Genomic DNA, 18,106 nt, shown 5'->3' with positions numbered 1-18,106 from the left:
CGATGAACCACGCCCGCCGTACCGCTGTCTCCCTGCTCGCCCTCGCCGCGCTGGGCGGCACGGCCGCGTGCAGCAACGAGGTCGGCAGCTCCGGCGACCAGGGGTTCGTGTCCGGCAGCGGCATCATCACCGCCGTCGACCCGGCCGACCGCGAGGAGCCCGGCGAGGTTGCGGGGGAGACCCTCGACGGCGACCAGGTGTCGCTGGCCGACTACGCCGGCAAGGTCGTCGTGGTCAACGTGTGGGGGTCGTGGTGCGGGCCGTGCCGCAAGGAGGCCCCGATGCTCGCCGAGGCGTCGCGCGACCTCGCGAAGGACGACGTGGTGTTCCTCGGCATCAACACGCGCGACCAGAGCCAGGCCGCCGCCCAGGCGTTCGTGCGCCGCTTCGACATCCCCTACCCGAGCCTCTACGACCCCGACGGCCGCACCCTCCTGTCGTTCCGCGACTCGCTCGCGATGAGCTCGATCCCGAGCACGGTCGTCGTGGACGCCGAGGGTCGGGCCGCGGGCCGGGTGCTCGGCGAGCTGAGCCGTGGCACCCTCGACGGGCTGGTCGAGGAGGCGCAGGCGCGTGGGTGACTGGTTCGAGAGCACGGTGCTGTCCGGCTCGCTGCTGCTGGCACTGCCGGTCGCGGCGGTCGCCGGGCTGGTGTCGTTCTTCTCGCCGTGCGTCGTGCCGCTGCTGCCCGGCTACCTCTCGTACGCCACCGGCCTGTCCGGCGCCGACCTCGAGCGCGCCCGGCGCGGCCGCATGGTGCTCGGCAGCCTGCTCTTCGTGCTGGGCTTCACGTTCGTCTTCGTCGCCCTCGGCACCCTGTCGGGCGCGCTCGGCGACCTGCTGTGGGAGTACATGACCCCGATCACCCGCGTGCTCGGCGTCGTCACGATCCTCGTCGGGCTGGCCTTCCTGGGCCTGGTGCCGTGGCTGCAGCGTGACGTGCGCGTGCACCGGGTGCCGGCCGTCGGCCTCGCTGCCGCGCCCCTCCTCGGTGTGCTGTTCGGGCTGGGCTGGACGCCGTGCATCGGCCCGACGCTGGCCGCGGTGCAGACGCTCGCGCTGACCGAGGGCACGGCCGCCCGCGGCGCGCTGCTCAGCGTCGCCTACTCGCTCGGTCTCGGCATCCCGTTCGTCCTGGCCGGTCTCGCCTTCCGCCGGATGCTCGGCGCGGTCGCGTGGGTGCGCCGCCACCAGGTCTGGGTCACCCGCGCCGGCGGCGTGATGCTCGTGGCCGTCGGCGTCCTGCTCGTCACCGGCGTGTGGGACGTCTGGGTCGGCGACCTGCGCAACTGGGTCGGCGGTTTCGAGGTGGCCGTGTGACCTCCACCCAGACCGATCCGGTTGCCGGCGCCGGCGGCGCCGCGCCCAACCCGACGCCGCCGTCGCAGCCCCCGGCGCTGGCGCCGCTCGAGCTCGCGCGCTGGACCTGGCGCCAGCTCACGTCCATGCGCACCGCGCTCGTGCTGCTCTTCCTGCTCGCGCTGGCGGCCGTGCCCGGCTCGGTCGTGCCGCAGCGCGACATCGACCAGGTCGCGGTCGCCGACTGGGAGCGTGACCACCCCACGCTGGCGCGGGTGTACGACGCCCTCGGACTGTTCTCGGTCTACGACTCGGTGTGGTTCTCCGCGATCTACATCCTGCTGATGGTCTCGCTCGTCGGCTGCGTCGTGCCGCGGCTGCGGATCTACTGGCGGGGCATGCGGGCCCGCCCGCCGCGCGCCCCGCGCAACCTCGGGCGCCTCCCCGAGTCGCGCCGCTGGGTCGTCGACGCTCCGCCGGACGCCGTACTGCAGGAGGCGGCGGGGGTCCTCCGCAAGCGCCGCTACCGCGTCGACTCCGACCTCGCCGGGGACGGCGCGGTCGCCGCCGAGCGTGGCTACCTCCGCGAGGCCGGCAACCTGCTGTTCCACGCGTCCGTGCTGCTGGTGCTGGTCGCGTTCGCGTTCGGCCAGCTCTACGGCTACAAGGGCGGCGTCATCACCGTGGTGGGGCAGGGCTTCTCCAACGCGCTGAGCCAGTACGACGACTTCTCGCCCGGCTCGCTGTTCGCGCCCGACGACCTGTCCCCGCTGAGCTTCACCGTCGAGGACTTCGACGTCTCGTTCCTCACCTCCGGTCCCAACATGGGCCAGCCCGAGGACTTCTCGGCCAAGGTCAGGTACGCCGCGGAGCCCGGCGACGAGCCGCAGGACTACGACCTGAAGGTCAACCACCCGCTCACCCTCGACGGGGTCAACGTGTTCCTCGTCGGGCACGGCTACGCGCCGGTCGTGACGGTGCGCGACGGCAACGGCGACGTCGCCTACGAGGGCCCGGTGACCTTCCTGCCGCAGGACGCGTCGTTCGCGTCGTTCGGGGTGCTGAAGGTCCCCGACGCGGCGCCGGACCAGCTCGGCTTCGAGGGGCTGTTCCTGCCGACGTACGGCTTCACGATGGCGCGCGGACCGTTCTCGCAGTTCCCCGACGACCTCGACCCCGTGCTGTCGCTGGTCCCCTACCGCGGCGACCTCGGACTGGACGAGGGCAGCCCGCAGTCGGTCTACCAGCTCGACAAGGACGACCTGAGGACGTTCAAGAGCACCGACGCCTCGCGTGGCTCGGCGGCCCGGCTGAAGCTGTCGCCCGGCGACACCGTCGAGCTGCCCGACGGCGCGGGCTCGATCACCTTCGACCGCGTCGACCGGTGGGTCAAGCTGCAGGTGTCCGACACCCCCGGCAAGGGGCTCGCGCTGCTCGGCGTGCTGCTCGGCATCCTCGGGCTGATGGGATCGCTGTTCATCCGGCCGCGTCGCGCCTGGGTCCGGGCGTCGGCCGACCCCGAGGACGGACGCCGTACCGTGGTCGAGCTGGCCGGGCTCGACCGCAGCTCGGGCGGGGACCTGGCCGGCGAGATCGACGAGCTGGAGCGACAGCTCCGATCGGATCAGGAGGATTCATGACCACGGCCGACTTCGCGGCGTTCTCCAACAACGCCGTCATGTTCGCCTCGATCGTCTACGTGCTCGCGTTCGTCGCGCACGTGACGGAGTGGGCCACCGGGCGGGCCGTCACGGTCACCGAGGTCACCGAGGTCGCCGAGCCGGAGGCCGCGCTCGTCGGCGGCTCCCCGTCGCCCGCGCAGGCTGCCCCTCGACCGGTCGACGAGGACCACGAGGAGCGGGTCGACAAGTGGGGCCGGATCGGTCTCGCGCTCACCGTCGTCGCCGTGCTCCTGCACGGTGCCGCGCTGGTCACCCGGGGTCTCGGCGCGGACCCGATCCGGGTGCCGTGGGGCAACATGTACGAGTTCACGCTGGCCGGCTCCTTCGGCGTCGGCCTGATGTACCTCCTGCTCGGCCGCCGCTACCACCTGCGCTGGATGGGCCTGCCCGTCACGGCGTTCGAGGTCGTCGTGCTGATGCTGGCCGGGCTGCTGCTCTACGTGCCCGCCGGCCCGCTCGTGCCCGCGCTGCACTCCTACTGGCTGGTGATCCACGTCGCCGCGGCGGTCGTCGCCTCGGGCGCCTTCGCCGTCGGCGCGATCGCGGCCGTGCTGTTCCTCGTCAAGGACCGCGCCGGCCGTCGCGGCTCGCTGCGCCCCGGCGGCTACCTCGACCGGCTGCCCGAGCTGAACGCGCTCGACCGGCTGTCCTACCGGCTGCACGCCTTCGGCTTCCCGATCTGGACCTTCGCCGCCCTCGTCGCCGGGCCGATCTGGGCGGAGTACGCCTGGGGCCGCTACTGGAACTGGGACCCCAAGGAGGTCTGGGCGTTCATCACCTGGGTCGTCTACGCGGCGTACCTGCACGCCCGGGCCACCGCCGGCTGGCGCGGCAAGGCCGCGGCGGTGATCGCGCTGGTCGGCTTCGCGACCCTGCTGTTCAACTTCGTCGGTATCAACTTCTTCTTCGGCGGCGGCAGCCTGCACTCGTACGCCGGCTGACGCCGGATCGCCGAGTCGGCACGTCTTGCCCTCCCACGAGGGTCGAGTCGGCGCGTCTTGCCCTCTCGGACCCGTCGAGTCGGCGCGTCTTGCCCCTCAGGCCCCGGGGGCGTTCGCCGTACTTCCCCAGGCACGTGGACGCTTTCCCTAGGCGCATACGCCTTGTGAAGCGTGCATAACCCCGCGTCACAACCGGCGCCGGGGCCTCGCTGACAGCGGGCGGAGCGGGTCGAGGCGGGTCAGCCGTCGGTGTCGGGGCGCGGCTCGTCGTCGGGTTGGGACTTCTGGCGTCGGCGGCGCTTGCGCTCGAGGTCGCGGAGGAAGTCGGGGTCGTCGTCGGGTGCGACCACCCGGCGCGTCGGCGGCGGCGGGAACTGCGACGAGGGGGAGGGGCGCCGGCTGGCCCGGCGGCGCTCCCACAGACGGAGCAGGCCGTAGATGATGAGCGCCAGCAGCGCGATGATGAGAACGGCCTTGCCCATGTCCCCAGGGTAGGACGGCCCGCCAACTCCGTCAGCGTGTCTCACAACTACCCTGGAGGCGTGAAGGAGTTCGTCGTCTACACGCTCTCGCGCATCGGGATCTTCGTGGCGTCGTACGCCGTGATCGCGGGCGTCTACCTCGCCGTGACCGGTGGCGACTCGATCCCGCTGCTCTGGCCCCTTCTGCTCGCGGCGGTGGTGTCGGCGGTGGCGTCGTACTACCTGCTGCGCGGGCAGCGCGAGCGGTTCGCGGCCGTCGTGCAGCGGCGTGCCGAGCGGGCCACGGCGGCCTTCGAGGAGCGCAAGGCCCGGGAGGACGCGGAGTAGTGCACGTCAGGGCCGGCCGGCACGACCGCGCCTGGGTGCACGACGCGGTCCGCAAGGTCGAGGCCGACGCGAACCGCTCCGCCGACACCCACCTGCACGTCTTCCCGCTGCCCGCTCCGGTGGGCGACGCGGGGATCGACCTGTACCTCAAGGACGAGTCGGTGCACCCGACCGGCTCGCTGAAGCACCGCCTCGCCCGGTCGCTGGTGCTCTACGGCCTCTGCAACGGCTGGATCCGCGAGGGCACGACGCTCACCGAGGCGTCGTCGGGCTCGACGGCGGTCTCGGAGGCGTACTTCGCCCGGCTGCTCGGCCTCCCGTTCGTCGCGGTGATGCCGCGCTCGACGTCCACGGAGAAGATCGAGCTGATCGAGCTCCAGGGCGGCACCTGCCACCTCGTCGACGACCCGTCGGCGGTGTACGACGAGGCGCGGCGGATCGCCGAGGACACCGGTGGCCACTACCTCGACCAGTTCACCTACGCCGAGCGGGCGACCGACTGGCGCGGCAACAACAACATCGCCGAGTCGATCTTCCACCAGCTCTCGCAGGAGCGGCACCCGGTGCCGGAGTGGGTCGTCGTCGGCGCGGGCACGGGCGGCACGTCGGCGACGATCGGCCGCTACGTCCGCTACCAGCGGCACGCGACCCGCGTCTGCGTCGTCGACCCGGAGAACTCTGCCTTCCTCCCGGCCTGGTCCGGCGCCGAGCCCGACTGCACCCGCGAGGGCGGCTCCCGCATCGAGGGAATCGGCCGTCCGCGGGTCGAGCCGTCCTTCGTCCCGACGATCGTCGACGCGATGGTCGGCGTCCCCGACGCCGCGTCCATCGCCGCCGCGCGCTGGTGCAGCGCGGTGACCGGTCGCAAGGTCGGCGGCTCCACCGGTACGGCGCTGTGGGGAGCGCTGCAGCTCGTGGCGGGCATGCGCGACGAGGGCCGGGCCGGCAGCGTGGTGACGCTGCTCTGCGACGGCGGCGAGCGCTACGCCAACACCTACTACGACGACGCGTGGCTGGCCGCGCGCGGGATCGACATCGCGCCGTACACCGCCGCGCTCGAGGAGTTCTCGCGCAGCGGCGACCTCGTCACGCCGTGACGAGCGCCAGGAAGATGCCGGCGCCGTAGACGAGCTCGCTCACGCCGACGGCCTGCAGCACCGGGACCAGGTCGCGTCCCCGCGCGCCGCCGAGCACCGCACGCACGCCCGGGGCGACGGGGATCACGAACGCGAACGCGACCAGCACCCACGCGCTCGTCTCGAGCGCCAGGCCGAGCAGGAAGATGGCGGCGACCCCGATCAGGAACGCGAAGAAGTAGCGCGTCTGCGTGTCCCCGAGCGCGACCGCCAGCGTCCGCTTGCCGTGCTCGCGGTCCGTCGGCAGGTCGCGCAGGTTGTTGGCGACCAGGACGGCGCAGGGCAGCGCACCCACGCCGGCGCCGGCGAACCAGGCGGCGAGCGGCACCGTGCCGGTCTGCACGTAGGTCGTGCCCACGACGGCCACCAGCCCGAAGAACACGAACACCATGACCTCGCCGAGCGCGTGGTAGCCGTAGGGCCGTTTCCCGCCCGTGTAGAACCACGCCGCCGCCACGCAGGCCGCGCCGACCACCACCAGCCACACCGACGTGGCGAGCGCGAGGACCAGCCCCGCCAGGCAGGCGACGCCGAAGCTCAGGAACGCCGCCCGCTTCACCTCCGCCGGCTGCGCGGCGCCCGAGCCGACCAGCCGCATCGGGCCCACCCGGTCCGCGTCGGTGCCGCGAACCCCGTCGCTGTAGTCGTTGGCGTAGTTCACGCCGACCTGCAGCGCGACGGCGACGACCAGGGCGAGCAGGGCCTTCCACCACACGAGGCCGTCGTAGAAGGCCGCGACGCCGGTGCCGGCGAGCACGGGGGCCACGGCGGCGGGGAGGGTGCGCGGGCGGGCGCCGGCCAGCCACTGCTCAGGGGTTGCCACGAGCGGGGATTCTCGCACCACCTAGGTTGTTGAGCGTGAGCAGCCTCCGCCCGGTCTCCGGCACCGCCGACGAGCTGCTCGCCCTGCTGCGCGACTTCGAAGCCGCACGGGACCCGGCGCCGTTGGTCGTCGCGACGTCCGGGTCGACGGGCGAGCCGAAGCGCGTCGTGCTGTCGCGCGGCGCGCTCCGCGCCTCCGCCGACGCGACCTCCGCCCGCCTCGGCGGGCCCGGCCAGTGGCTGCTCAACCTCCCGCCGTCGTACGTCGCCGGGCTGCAGGTGCTGTTCCGCTCGGTCCGCGCCGGCACGACCCCGGTCGTGCAGGACGGCACGTTCGCGGACGCGGCAACGGCGATGACGGGGGAGCGCCGGTACGTTTCGCTCGTGCCGACCCAGCTGCACCGGATGCTCGACGACGAGGAGAACACGGCGGCACTGCGCACCTTCTCGACCGTGCTCGTCGGCGGGGCCGCGGTGCCGCCGGCGCTGCGCGAACGGGCCGCCGACGCAGGTGTGCGCGTGGTGGCGACCTACGGCATGAGCGAGACCTGCGGCGGCTGCGTGTACGACGGCGTCCCCCTCGACGGCGTCGCGGTCGCGCTGAGCGCGGAGGGCCGGGTGCGACTGACCGGGCCGGTGCTCTTCGACGGCTACGAGGGCCGCGACGACCTGACGGCCGAGGTGATGCGCGACGGCTGGTTCGTCACCAGCGACGCCGGCCGGCTCGACGAGGACGGCCGGCTGCAGGTGCTGGGCCGCGTCGACGACGTGCTGCTCTCCGGTGGCGTCAACGTGCCCGCCCCCGCGGTCGCCGCCCGGCTCCGCGAGCACCCCGCCGTGCGCGACGCCGAGGTGGTCGGCGTACCCGACGACGAGTGGGGCCAGCGCGTCGTCGCGCTCGTCGTGCTGGACGAGGGCAGGGACCTGGACCTCGACGCCGCGCGCGACTGGGTCGCGGCCGTGCACCCGCGCTCGTGGGCGCCCCGCGGGCTGCGCCAGGTCGACGCGATCCCCCTGCTGCACAACGGGAAGGTCGACCGTCTCGCCCTCCAGGACGCCGCCCGGTGACCTGGCACGTGTGGTCGGTGCCGATGCGCACGAAGTTCCGCGGCATCACCGTCCGCGAGGGCATGCTGCTGCGCGGCGACGCGGGCTGGGGTGAGTTCAGCCCCTTCCTGGAGTACGACGCCGTGGTGGCCGCGCCCTGGCTGCGCGCGGCCCGCGAGTCCGCCGACGAGGGCTGGCCCGCAGCCGTGCGCGACAGCGTGCCGGTCAACGTCACGGTCCCGGCCGTCGGCCCGGAGCGGGCCGCCGAGATCGTGCGCGCGTCGCAGGGCTGCCGCACCGCCAAGGTCAAGGTCGCCGAGCCCGGCCAGACCCGCGCCGAGGAGGAGGCCCGGCTCGAGGCCGTCCGCGACGCGCTCGGGCCCGACGGCCACATCCGCGTCGACGCCAACGGGCTCTGGGACGTCGACGAGGCCGTCGCCGCCATCGGAGCGCTCGACCGGGCGGCCGGGGGGCTGGAGTACGTGGAGCAGCCCGTCGCCGCGGTCGAGGACCTCGCGCTCGTGCGCCGCAAGGTCGACGTCCCCGTCGCCGCCGACGAGTCCATCCGCCGGGCCGAGGACCCCTACCGGGTGCGCGACCTGGAGGCCGCCGACGTCGCAGTGCTCAAGGTGCAACCGCTGGGTGGCGTCCGGGCCTGCCTGCGGATCGCCGAGGACATCGGCCTGCCCGTCGTCGTGTCCAGCGCGTTGGAGACCTCTGTCGGCATCGCGGCCGGCGTCGCCCTCGCGGCCGCCCTGCCCGAGCTGCACCACGCCAGCGGGCTCGCGACCGTGCAGCTGCTCACCGACGACGTCGCCGCGCACCCGCTGCTGCCGGTCGACGGAGCGCTCCCCGTCGGGCCGGTCACCGTCGACCCGGCCGCGCTCGACCGGCTCCGGGCCGCGCCCGCGCGCGAGGAGCACTGGCGTCGGCGCCTGGCCGACGTGGAGGATCTCCTCTCGTGAGTGCCCCCGCCAACGCCTCGACCGCGATGGCGCGCGCCGTCGTCGACGCGCTCGTCGCACACGGCACCACGCACGCCGTACTCGCACCGGGGTCGCGGTCGGCCGCACTGGCCTTCGCGCTGCACGCCGCGGCGGCCGGCGGACGGCTCACCCTGCACACCCGCATCGACGAGCGCTCCGCCGGCTTCCTCGCGCTCGGCCTCGCGGTCACCAGCCGCACGCCCGTCCCGGTCGTCACCACGTCGGGCACCGCGGTGGCCAACCTGCACCCGGCGGTGCTCGAGGCCGCGCACAAGGGCGTGCCGCTCGTCGTGGTCTCCGCCGACCGGCCCGCCCACCTGCGCGGCACCCAGGCCAACCAGACCACCGAGCACCAGCACGCGATGTTCGGCGACGCGCCCCTCGTCACGAGGGACGTACCGCCCGGCGACAGCGGCGCCGACCAGCAGGCCCAGGTGGCCGGCTGGCACCGGCTGGTCGCCGAGGCCCTGGCGGGGTCCGGTCGACGGGGCCCGGTCCACCTCAACCTGCAGATGGCCGAGCCGCTCGTGCCGGACGACCCCGACGGCTGGACCACCGACCTCCCGCCGGTGGAAGTCACCACCCCTGACGACAACGGACACGGACACGACCACTTCGACCAGTCCAAGCCGACCGTGGTGGTCGCCGGCGACGACGCCGGCCCCCCCGCCCGGGTGCTCGCCGAGGAGGCCGGCTGGCCGCTGCTCGCCGAGCCGACCAGCGGCTCCCGCACCGGGGCGCACGCGATCCGCACCTACCGCCTCCTGCTCGGCGACAGCGGCCCCGGCAACCTCCGCGGTCGGATCGAGCGCGTCGTGGTCGCGGGCCACCCCACGCTGTCGCGCCCGGTGACCCGGCTGATCAGCGACCCCGCCGTCGAGGTCGTCGCGATGCGCAACCGCACCGGCTGGACCGACCCCGGTCACGTCGTCTCCCGCGTCCTCGACGGGCCGGTCACCGTGGACCCGCCCACCGACGGCGCCTGGCTCCAGGAGTGGCTGGCCGCCGACGCCGCCCGCGGCCGCGACCTCGACGCGCTGCTGGCCGGGCGCGGCGCCCTCACCCCGCACCAGGTCGCCGGCGCCGTGGCCCGCGCCCTGCCGGCCCGCGGGCTGCTCTTCGTCGGCGCCTCAAACCCGGTGCGCGACCTCGACCTGATGGTGCCGCGCTACCGCGTCGGCGACCGGCGCATGGTGATCGGCAACCGCGGCCTCGCCGGCATCGACGGCTCGGTCTCGACCGCCGTCGGCGCCGCCCTCGGCCGGCCGCACAGCAGCCGGTCGCTGGCGCTGCTCGGCGACGTGACCTTCCTGCACGACAGCAACGGACTGGTGCTCGGACCCGAGGAGCCGTGGCCGGACCTGACGATCGTGGTCGTCAACGACGACGGCGGCTCGATCTTCGCGTCGCTCGAGCAGGGCGGTCCGGCGTACGCCGACTCGTTCGAGCGCGTCTTCGGCACGCCGCACCGCGTCGACCTCGCCTCCCTCTGCGCTGCCACGCGCACGCCGCACTGGAAGGTCGACTCGCTCCCCGAGCTCGAGCACGCCCTCGCCAACCCGGCCGGTGGCATCGAGGTGGTCGAGGCCGTCGTGCAGCGTGACGACCGGCGCGCCCTCGACGCGGCGATCCGGGCGCTCGGGTCATCGGCACAGGGCTCTTGACCCTGACACCGTGTCCGGCCGGACGTTGACGACGTCACGAATGCACCTCGGCTCGATGGCCGCGATCGGCGGCTGCAGCAGCCGGTGAGCTCACGGCCCCGGACGTGACCGACGCCCGGCAGGCGGGGGTTCCTGTCGGGCGCCGGAGTCTCGGGGTGCTGCCTCCATCGTTCCACCTGACCGGCCGGTTCGGCGTCCCGAGCGGCCGACGCTTCGGACAGAACTGGACGCCCCGCAGGGCTAGGGTCACGCCCATGTGGGTCAGGGGGTGCGTGGAGCGGCTGGGTCACCTTGCCGTGCCCCGTCCCGATCTCGCAACACGACGCGACGTCGCGCGGCCGGCGGCTGCACAAAATCGATCAGGCGCCGCGGGTCCGGAACGGGTGGACTGAACCCATGAGCGCCGCCGCCGACCACTTCACCGGCTTCCTCGACGCGCTGGCCGACCTCCTCGACGAGGACGCGGGCCACGACGCCGGGGACGTCGACGGAGCGTCGATGGCGGGGCGGCTCCACCTGTCGCGGTTCCACCTCGACCGGATCGTGTCGTCGGTCGCCGGCGAGCCCCCGGCCCGGTTCCGCCGCCGGATCCTGCTCGAGCGCGCGGCGTACCGCCTCCTCACCACCCGCAGGACCGTCCTCGACGTCGCCGTCGAGGCCGGCTACGGGTCGCACGAGGCGTTCACGCGTGCGTTCCAGCGGGCGTACGGCGTCGGGCCCCAGGCCTGGCGCGGGCGACCGACGCAGATCCGGATCGAGGCGCCCAGCGACGTCCACTTCCACCCACCCGGGAGCCTGCGGCTCCCTGCCCAGAAGAAGGTGACCTCCATGGACCTGCTCACCTCGATGGTCGAGCACCACGTCTGGCTGACCGGCGAGATGATCGAGTGCGCGTCGCGCCTGTCCGACGACCAGCTCGACCAGGTGATCCGTCTCGACGTCGACGACGACCAGCAGACGATCCGCTCGCTGCTCTCCCGGCTCGTCGGCCAGATGGGCATGTGGAACGCCGCCCTCGACGACCGTGAGTACGACTGGTCGGTCGAGGACCACGAGTCCCTCGACTCGCTCCGGTCGCGGCTCGCCGTGGAGGGGCCGACGTACCTCGGCCACGTCCGCGACGTCGTCGCCCGGGGGCGCCTCGACGACACCTTCGTCGACGCGCTCTGCGAACCCGCCGAGATCTTCACGTACGGCGGGATGATCGCCCATGTCCTGACGTTCGCCGCGCACCGGCGCACCCTCGTCGCGCTGGCGCTCGACGCGCACGGCATCACCGACCTCGGCTGGGGCGATCCCATGCGCTGGGTGGCCGAGCCGCGGGTGTGACCGGCGCGGCAGACTTGCCGCGTGCACCTCGTCCTCACCGTCGCGACCCTGGTCGCCGTCGTGGTCGCGGTCAGCGCGTCCTGCCGCCGCTACGACCTGTCGGCCCCGCTCGTGCTCGTCGCGGTCGGGATGGCCGCGTCGTTCACGCCATGGATCCCTGACGTCGAGCTCACCGCCGAGCTCGCCCTGGTCGGCTTCCTCCCGCCGCTGCTCTACACCGCCGCGCTGCAGACCTCACTGGTCGACTTCAACGCCAACCGGCGGCCGATCCTGCTGCTGTCCATCGGGCTCGTCGCGTTCACGACCGTCGTCGTGGGCGCGGTGGTGCACCTGGTCATCCCGGGCGTCAGCTGGCCGGCGGCGTTCGCCCTCGGCGCGGTCGTGGCCCCGCCCGACGCCGTCGCGGCGACCGCGATCGCCCGCCGGATCGGCCTGCCACGCCGGATCGTGACGATCCTCGAGGGCGAGTCGCTGCTCAACGACGCCACCGCACTGGTGGCGCTGCGCACCGCCATCGGCGTCGCCGGCGGAGCGGTCACCGTGCTGGACGTCGCGGGTGACTTCCTGCTCGCCGCCGGCGGCGGGGTGCTCGTCGGCATCGTCGTCTTCGTCGTCATCGGCAAGGTGCGCCGGCTGGTCACCGAGCCGGTCCTCGACACGAGCGTGTCCCTGGTCACCCCGTTCGTCGCCTACGTCGCCGCTGAGCAGGTCCACGCCAGCGGCGTGCTCGCGGTGGTCGTCGCCGGGCTGCTCCTCGGCCACAAGGCGCCGGTCCTGCAGTCCCCCTCGTCACGCATCTCCGAGCAGCTCAACTGGCGCACGGCCTCCTTCATCCTCGAGAACGTCGTCTTCCTGATGATCGGGCTCCAGGCCCGCGGCATCGTCGACGCGGTGGCCCAGGGCGACCTCGGACCGGGCGTGGTGATCTTCGCCTGTGTCGCGACGTTCGCGGCCGTGATCCTGAGCCGCATCCTCTGGGTCTTCCCGGCCCGGTTCCTCCTCGTCGGGCCGGGCGCGGGCGGGAGGTCCGGGGCGCACCCCTCCTGGGCCTCCACGGCTGTCCTCGGCTGGGCCGGGATGCGGGGCGTGGTGACGCTCGCGGCGGCGTTCGTCATCCCGGTGACCTTCGAGGAGCGCGACGTGCTGATCCTGATCGCGCTCGTCGTGACAGCCGGCACGCTCTTCCTGCAGGGCACGACCCTGCCCTGGCTGGTCCGGCGGCTCCGGCTGCCCGGCCCCGACCCGCGCGAGGACGCCCTCGCCCGGGCCTCGCTGTTCCAGGAGGCGTCGGCCGCCGGCCGGGCCTGGCTCGACGAGCACGCGCACGACGAGGACCCGCACGGCACGATGGACGCGCTTCGCCGCCGGGCCGAGCAGCGCGACAACGCCGCCTGGGAGCGGATCGGCGCCAACGACCCCGAGGTCGAGACGCCCAGCGAGGCGTACACGCGGCTGCGCCGCAAGATGCTGCGCGCCGAGCGCGGCCGGGTCCTCGAGGTGCGCAGCACCGGGCGGATCCCGCACGAGGTCGTGGCCGACGTGCTCGCCGCACTGGACGTCGAGGAGTCGATGCTCGACGATCTGAGCAGCCGTCGTGAGGAGCTGCGCGACGCGACGACCGGCGACCCGGGCAAGGTCACGGGAAGGGTGGGCACCATCGAGCTCTGCGAGCACCTCGAGCAGGCGCGGCCGCACGCACCGCGCGTCGACGGCGTGTGCGAGGACTGCGTCGCGATGGGCGAGCGGGCCTGGGTGCACCTGCGCACCTGCCTGACCTGCGGCCACGTGGGCTGCTGCGACTCCTCCCCGCGCCGGCACGCGTCCGGCCACTTCCGCGAGTCCACGCACCCGGTCGCGCAGTCCGCGGAGCCCGGCGAGCACTGGCGCTGGTGCTTCGTCGACGAGAAGGTCGGCTGAGCCGGGTAACTAGTCCCGAACGTCGGGACGGGGACTAGCCGAACAGGGACCGAGGATGACCGTTCGGGCGAGACCCATGACCGCCATTGGCTACAGACACGACGCGCCGGTGGGGGCAAGGATGGGTCCCGCACCGGAAACCGGGGGTGTGCGACCACGAGTTCTGCCGTGGGCGACGGGTGACCCAAGGGTCCGTTGCCCGCGGCAGTACCCCGGAGGGACCACACCCTCCTCGGGTGCGCACGGCGTGGCTGACCCCGCGGGGGAGGGTCAGCGACCCGCCAGCGCGTCTCGCACCGGGACGAACTTCGCCTGTGCCTCCGCCAGCTCGGCCGCCGGGTCGGAGTCCGCGACGATCCCGCAGCCGGCGAACAGCCGCACCCGCGCGCCGTCGATCTCCGCCGAGCGCAGCGCGATGCCCCACTCGCCGTCGCCCGCCGCGTCCATCCAGCCGACCGGCCCGGCGTAGCGGCCGCGGTCCATGCCCTCGATCTCGCTGATCAGCTCGCGCGCCACGCTGGTGGGCGTCCCGCCGACCGCGGCCGAGGGGTGCAGCGCCTCGGCGAGCGTGAGCGACGAGGCCACGTCGTCGGTCTCGTGGGTCACGCCGGCGACATCGGTCGCCAGGTGCATGACGTTGGGCAGGTGCAGCACGAACGGCGCCTCGGGCACGTTCATCGACGTGCAGTGCGGGGCGAGCGCGTCGGCGACCGAGCGCACGGCGTACTCGTGCTCCTCGAGGTCCTTCGAGGACCGCGCCAGGGTCGCGGCCAGGGCCAGGTCCCGCTCGTCGTCTCCGGTACGGCGGATCGTCCCGGCGAGCACCCGCGAGGTCACCAGGCCGCGCTCGCGGCGCACGAGCATCTCGGGCGTGGCGCCGAACAGCCCGTCCACGTGGAACGTCCAGCACATCGGGTAGCTCTCGGACAGCCGGTGCAGCGGCCACCGCACGTCGACGTCCTCGGACGCGGTGGCCACAAGGTCCCGTGCGAGCACGACCTTCTCGAGGTCGCCGGCGTTGATCCGGCGGACCGCCTCGGCGACCACCGACTCCCAGCCGGCTCCGCTCATCGCGCCGTCGGAGAACGTCACGTTGCTCGGCGGCGCGGGAGGCTCCACCGGCGCGACCTCCGGCGTCGTGGTCAGCGCCCCGGCGCTGGTCGTGGTCACCCACGCGCGGCCACCGCGCCGCCCGACGACGACCTCCGGGACCACCAGCACGCTGTCGCCGGTCTCGTCGGCGAACGCGAACGACCCGAAGCACACCAGGCCCGTGCCCGGCAGCCGCACCTCGTCGCGGACGACCGCCGTACCGACCTGGTCGACCCACCACGCGCGGGCCTGCGCGAACCGGTCCGCGCCGGCCGGGCGCAGCACGGCCGCCGCGCCCCAGCCCACGAGCCCGTCGCCGTTGCGGACCCAGGCCGTCACGTCCGGGGTGGTCGCGGAACCGGGAAGCAGCGCCAGCAGGTCGCCCGGGTCGTCGAGGGGGACGGTGCGCACGACCAGCGGGTCGGCACTCACCTGGGGCTGCGTCACGAGGCGTCAGCCTACGACCGTCTTCCAGCCCTTCCCACATCGAGCCCTAGGCTTCCCCCCGTGACCCGCGCCGACCTGGAGAAGAAGCCCGCCGAGGTGCAGGCGATGTTCGACGACGTCGCGCGCCGCTACGACCTGACCAACGACGTGCTGTCGCTGGGGCAGGACCGCCGCTGGCGCAGGCTGGTCGTCGAGGCGATCGACCCGCGCCCTGGCGAGAAGGTGCTCGACCTCGCCGCCGGCACCGGCACCTCCAGCCAGCCGTTCGCCGACCGCGGCGCGCAGGTCGTGCCGTGCGACTTCTCGATCGGCATGCTGCAGGTCGGCAAGCAGCACCGTCCGCACCTCGGCTTCACCGCCGGCGACGCGACCCGGCTGCCGTTCGCCGACGCGACCTTCGACGCGGTGACCATCTCGTTCGGGCTGCGCAACGTCGTCGACCCGGACGCCGGGCTGCGCGAGATGCGCCGGGTGACCAGGCCCGGCGGCCGGCTCGTGGTGTGCGAGTTCAGCCACCCGACCAACAAGGCCTTCCGCACGGTGTACGTCGAGTACCTCATGCGCGCGCTGCCGCCGGTCGCCCGCGCCGTGTCGTCGAGCCCCGACGCCTACGTGTACCTCGCCGAGTCCATACGCGCCTGGCCCGACCAGCCCGCCCTGGCCGAGCGGATCACCGCCGCCGGCTGGCGCGACGCCGAGTGGCGCAACCTCTCCGGCGGCATCGTCACGCTGCACCGCGCCACCGCCGGCTGACCCGGCTCGAACCTCCCGCGCCGTCCCGCCGACCCGGCTCGAACCTCCTGCGCCGATCCGCCGACCCGGCTCGAACCTCCCGCTGGGAGCGCGAGTCGGCGCGTCTTGCCCTTGCGAGGCGGTCGAGTCGGCGCGTCCTGCCCTGGTCGCCGGCGCCGCCGACCGCCGTACCGGCGGCTCTTCCCCAGGCATGTGGACGCTTCCCCAGGCGCATGCGCCTTGTGAAGCGTCCATAACCCCGCGTTACAGCTGCGGAGACGTTAATAACGCAACATGGACGTTGCGGAAATGGCCAGGTCAGACCCCGTTTTCCGGGGCGGCCGCACGGGCAGGGGGCCGGGTCGCGGGATGTGACCACGGCCTCTAGACTGAGCGACGGTCGGCATTAGTGAAGCAATTCACATAGTCACAAATGCCGCCCGGATACCGAGCTGAGGAGATCCCCCGCATGACCCGGACGCCCGCGGACACGCAGGCCGCCGACGTCATCGTCGTCGGGGCCGGACCGGCCGGATCGTCCGCCGCCTTCCACCTCGCGCAGGCCGGCGTCGACGTGCTCCTGCTCGAGAAGGCGGCGTTCCCCCGCGACAAGATCTGCGGCGACGGGCTCACCCCGCGCGCCGTCCGCCAGCTCGTCGCGATGGGCATCGACCTCGACGCGCCCGGCTGGGCGCGCAACCAGGGCCTGCGGATCGTCGGGGCCGGGCACCGGCTCGAGCTGCCCTGGCCCGAGCTGGCGAGCTTCCCGCCCTACGGCATGGTCCGCACCCGGATGGACTTCGACGAGCTGCTCGCGCGGCACGCCGAGAAGTCCGGCGCGCGGCTGATGGAGCGAACCGCCGTCACCGGTCCCGTCATCGACGAGGCCTCCGGCCGGGTCGTCGGCGTCACCGCCCGCCCGGTCGACGACCGCGGCCGCAAGGTCGGCGACGAGACGACCTACCGCGCCCCGGTCGTGATCGCCGCCGACGGCGTCTCGGCCCGCATCGCGATCGCGCTCGGCCTCGAGCGCCGCGAGAACCGCCCGATGGGCGTCGCGGTCCGCGCCTACTACGAGACCCCGCGCCACGACGACCCGTGGATGGAGTCCTGGCTCGAGCTGTGGGACGGCGCTCCCGGCCGCAGCAACCTGCTCCCCGGCTACGGCTGGATCTTCGGTGTCGGCGACGGTACGGCGAACGTCGGCCTCGGCATCCTCAACACCTCCAAGGCGTTCCAGAACGTCGACTACAAGGACGTCCTCCAGCGCTGGCTGTCCAACACGCCCGAGGAGTGGGGCTTCCGCGACGACGCCCACCGCGTCGGCCGGATCGGCTCCGCCGCGCTGCCGATGGGCTTCAACCGCAAGCCGCACTACACCCGCGGCGTGCTGCTCTGCGGCGACTCCGGCGGCATGGTCAACCCGTTCAACGGCGAGGGCATCGACTACGCCCTCGAGTCCGGCCACATCGCGGCCGAGACGATCGTCCAGGCACTCGCGACGCCGGCCGGCCCGGCGCGCGAGCGCGTCCTGGAGGGGTACGCCGCCGAGCTCGAGTCGGTCTACGGCGGCTACTTCACGCTCGGCCGGATCTTCGCCAAGATGATCGGCAACCCCACGTTCATGAAGCAGGCCACCAAGTACGGCCTGCCTCGCACCGCGCTGATGAAGTTCACGCTGAAGCTCATGGCCAACCTGACCGATCCCCGCGACGGGGACGTGTCGGACCGGATCATCAACGCGCTGAGCAAGGTCGCACCGGCGGCCTAGCCGTCCGGGACAGAGACGCACGAGAGGGAGACGACACGCATGGAGCTCTACGCACCGATCATCGGGCTGGGCCTGATCGCGTTCGGGTTCGCGGCGTTCTCGGTCGTGATGAGCGCCGTGGTCGGGCCGAAGCGCTACAACCGCGCCAAGCTCGACTCCTACGAGTGCGGCATCGAGCCGACCCCGCAGGCGCTCGGCGGCGGCAAGTTCCCGGTGAAGTACTACATCACCGCGATGATGTTCATCGTCTTCGACATCGAGATCGTGTTCCTGTACCCGTGGGCCGTGTACTTCGACGCGATGGGCCTGTTCGGCCTCGTCGAGATGGTGCTGTTCATCCTCACGGTGTTCGTCGCCTACGCCTACGTCTGGAAGCGCGGTGGGCTCGAGTGGGACTGACGACCGGACCGACCACCCAGAGCAAGGAGGCCT

At 73.4% G+C, this 18,106-nt stretch carries 17 protein-coding genes; 14 read left to right on the top strand and 3 right to left on the bottom strand.

What is annotated here, in order from left to right:
* Nucleotides 1-2 precede the first annotated feature (2 nt).
* From ETU37_RS02655 to ccsB, 4 genes are read left to right on the top strand one after another with little or no spacing between them, the layout of a single operon-like run.
* A complete protein-coding gene (locus tag ETU37_RS02655) occupies nucleotides 3-581 on the top strand; it encodes a TlpA disulfide reductase family protein (protein ID WP_129985316.1) in 579 nt (192 codons plus the stop codon).
* Nucleotides 574-1,320: a cytochrome c biogenesis CcdA family protein gene (locus tag ETU37_RS02650; protein ID WP_129985315.1), complete on the top strand. Its 747-nt coding sequence runs from the start codon at nucleotides 574-576 to the stop codon at nucleotides 1,318-1,320. Before ETU37_RS02655 ends, ETU37_RS02650 begins: the two co-directional genes overlap by 8 nt.
* Nucleotides 1,317-2,939, top strand: coding sequence for a cytochrome c biogenesis protein ResB (gene resB, locus ETU37_RS02645; protein ID WP_240755498.1), 1,623 nt, complete (start codon nucleotides 1,317-1,319; stop codon nucleotides 2,937-2,939). The genes ETU37_RS02650 and resB overlap by 4 nt, the downstream gene beginning before the upstream one ends.
* Nucleotides 2,936-3,922 carry a c-type cytochrome biogenesis protein CcsB gene (gene ccsB / locus ETU37_RS02640; RefSeq protein ID WP_129985314.1) on the top strand — a complete coding sequence of 329 codons (987 nt, stop codon included), beginning with the start codon at nucleotides 2,936-2,938 and terminating at the stop codon, nucleotides 3,920-3,922. Before resB ends, ccsB begins: the two co-directional genes overlap by 4 nt.
* A 239-nt stretch (nucleotides 3,923-4,161) precedes the next feature.
* On the opposite strand, the gene ETU37_RS02635 is transcribed toward ccsB, so the two are convergent.
* Nucleotides 4,162-4,404, bottom strand: coding sequence for a hypothetical protein (locus tag ETU37_RS02635; RefSeq protein ID WP_129985313.1), 243 nt, complete (start codon nucleotides 4,402-4,404; stop codon nucleotides 4,162-4,164).
* A 60-nt stretch (nucleotides 4,405-4,464) separates the two neighbouring features.
* On the opposite strand from ETU37_RS02635, the gene ETU37_RS02630 reads away from it, so the two are divergent.
* Both ETU37_RS02630 and cds1 read left to right on the top strand, forming a co-directional pair.
* Nucleotides 4,465-4,731 carry a DUF4229 domain-containing protein gene (locus ETU37_RS02630; protein ID WP_129985312.1) on the top strand — a complete coding sequence of 89 codons (267 nt, stop codon included), beginning with the start codon at nucleotides 4,465-4,467 and terminating at the stop codon, nucleotides 4,729-4,731.
* Entirely contained in the window at nucleotides 4,731-5,828 is a 1,098-nt protein-coding gene (gene cds1, locus ETU37_RS02625; RefSeq protein ID WP_240755496.1) for an L-cysteine desulfhydrase Cds1, read from the top strand. The genes ETU37_RS02630 and cds1 overlap by 1 nt, the downstream gene beginning before the upstream one ends.
* Here the strand turns inward: cds1 and ETU37_RS02620 are convergent.
* Complete coding sequence (locus ETU37_RS02620) at nucleotides 5,818-6,690, bottom strand: 1,4-dihydroxy-2-naphthoate polyprenyltransferase (protein WP_129985311.1); 873 nt, start codon at nucleotides 6,688-6,690, stop codon at nucleotides 5,818-5,820. The genes cds1 and ETU37_RS02620 overlap by 11 nt on opposite strands.
* 35 nt (nucleotides 6,691-6,725) lie before the next feature.
* On the opposite strand from ETU37_RS02620, the gene menE reads away from it, so the two are divergent.
* From menE to ETU37_RS02595, 5 genes are all read left to right on the top strand, one after another.
* On the top strand, nucleotides 6,726-7,757 hold the full coding sequence (gene menE, locus ETU37_RS02615; RefSeq protein ID WP_129985310.1) for an o-succinylbenzoate--CoA ligase: 1,032 nt from the start codon (nucleotides 6,726-6,728) through the stop codon (nucleotides 7,755-7,757).
* Nucleotides 7,754-8,701 (top strand): o-succinylbenzoate synthase, encoded by a 948-nt coding sequence (locus ETU37_RS02610; RefSeq protein WP_129985309.1) that lies wholly within the window; start codon nucleotides 7,754-7,756, stop codon nucleotides 8,699-8,701. The genes menE and ETU37_RS02610 overlap by 4 nt, the downstream gene beginning before the upstream one ends.
* Entirely contained in the window at nucleotides 8,698-10,386 is a 1,689-nt protein-coding gene (gene menD, locus ETU37_RS02605) for a 2-succinyl-5-enolpyruvyl-6-hydroxy-3-cyclohexene-1-carboxylic-acid synthase (protein ID WP_129985308.1), read from the top strand. The genes ETU37_RS02610 and menD overlap by 4 nt, the downstream gene beginning before the upstream one ends.
* Before the next feature lie 396 nt (nucleotides 10,387-10,782).
* Nucleotides 10,783-11,715 (top strand): helix-turn-helix transcriptional regulator, encoded by a 933-nt coding sequence (locus tag ETU37_RS02600; protein ID WP_129985307.1) that lies wholly within the window; start codon nucleotides 10,783-10,785, stop codon nucleotides 11,713-11,715.
* 21 nt (nucleotides 11,716-11,736) lie between these two features.
* Nucleotides 11,737-13,632 (top strand): Na+/H+ antiporter, encoded by a 1,896-nt coding sequence (locus tag ETU37_RS02595; RefSeq protein WP_129985306.1) that lies wholly within the window; start codon nucleotides 11,737-11,739, stop codon nucleotides 13,630-13,632.
* Nucleotides 13,633-13,902: 270 nt separating this feature from the next.
* Here ETU37_RS02595 and ETU37_RS02590 read toward each other — a convergent pair whose 3' ends face one another.
* Nucleotides 13,903-15,171 carry an isochorismate synthase gene (locus tag ETU37_RS02590; protein WP_129985305.1) on the bottom strand — a complete coding sequence of 423 codons (1,269 nt, stop codon included), beginning with the start codon at nucleotides 15,169-15,171 and terminating at the stop codon, nucleotides 13,903-13,905.
* A 60-nt stretch (nucleotides 15,172-15,231) separates the two neighbouring features.
* Between ETU37_RS02590 and ETU37_RS02585 the strand changes: the two genes are divergently transcribed.
* The 3 genes from ETU37_RS02585 to ETU37_RS02575 all read left to right on the top strand — a co-directional run bounded on the left by ETU37_RS02585 (nucleotide 15,232) and on the right by ETU37_RS02575 (nucleotide 18,073).
* A complete protein-coding gene (locus ETU37_RS02585; protein ID WP_129985304.1) occupies nucleotides 15,232-15,924 on the top strand; it encodes a demethylmenaquinone methyltransferase in 693 nt (230 codons plus the stop codon).
* A gap of 448 nt (nucleotides 15,925-16,372) precedes the next feature.
* The gene (locus tag ETU37_RS02580) at nucleotides 16,373-17,674 is read left to right on the top strand and encodes a geranylgeranyl reductase family protein (protein WP_129985303.1); all 1,302 of its coding nucleotides are present in this window, start codon (nucleotides 16,373-16,375) and stop codon (nucleotides 17,672-17,674) included.
* A 39-nt stretch (nucleotides 17,675-17,713) separates the two neighbouring features.
* Nucleotides 17,714-18,073, top strand: coding sequence for an NADH-quinone oxidoreductase subunit A (locus ETU37_RS02575; RefSeq protein WP_129985302.1), 360 nt, complete (start codon nucleotides 17,714-17,716; stop codon nucleotides 18,071-18,073).
* Nucleotides 18,074-18,106 lie beyond the last annotated feature (33 nt).

Origin of the sequence: Nocardioides iriomotensis, from assembly GCF_004168035.1 — a bacterium.
GTDB classification, from domain to species: Bacteria; Actinomycetota; Actinomycetes; order Propionibacteriales; family Nocardioidaceae; genus Nocardioides_B; species Nocardioides_B iriomotensis.
The sequence above is the reverse complement of the archived record's forward strand: the minus strand, read 5'-3'. Positions and strand labels throughout refer to the sequence as shown.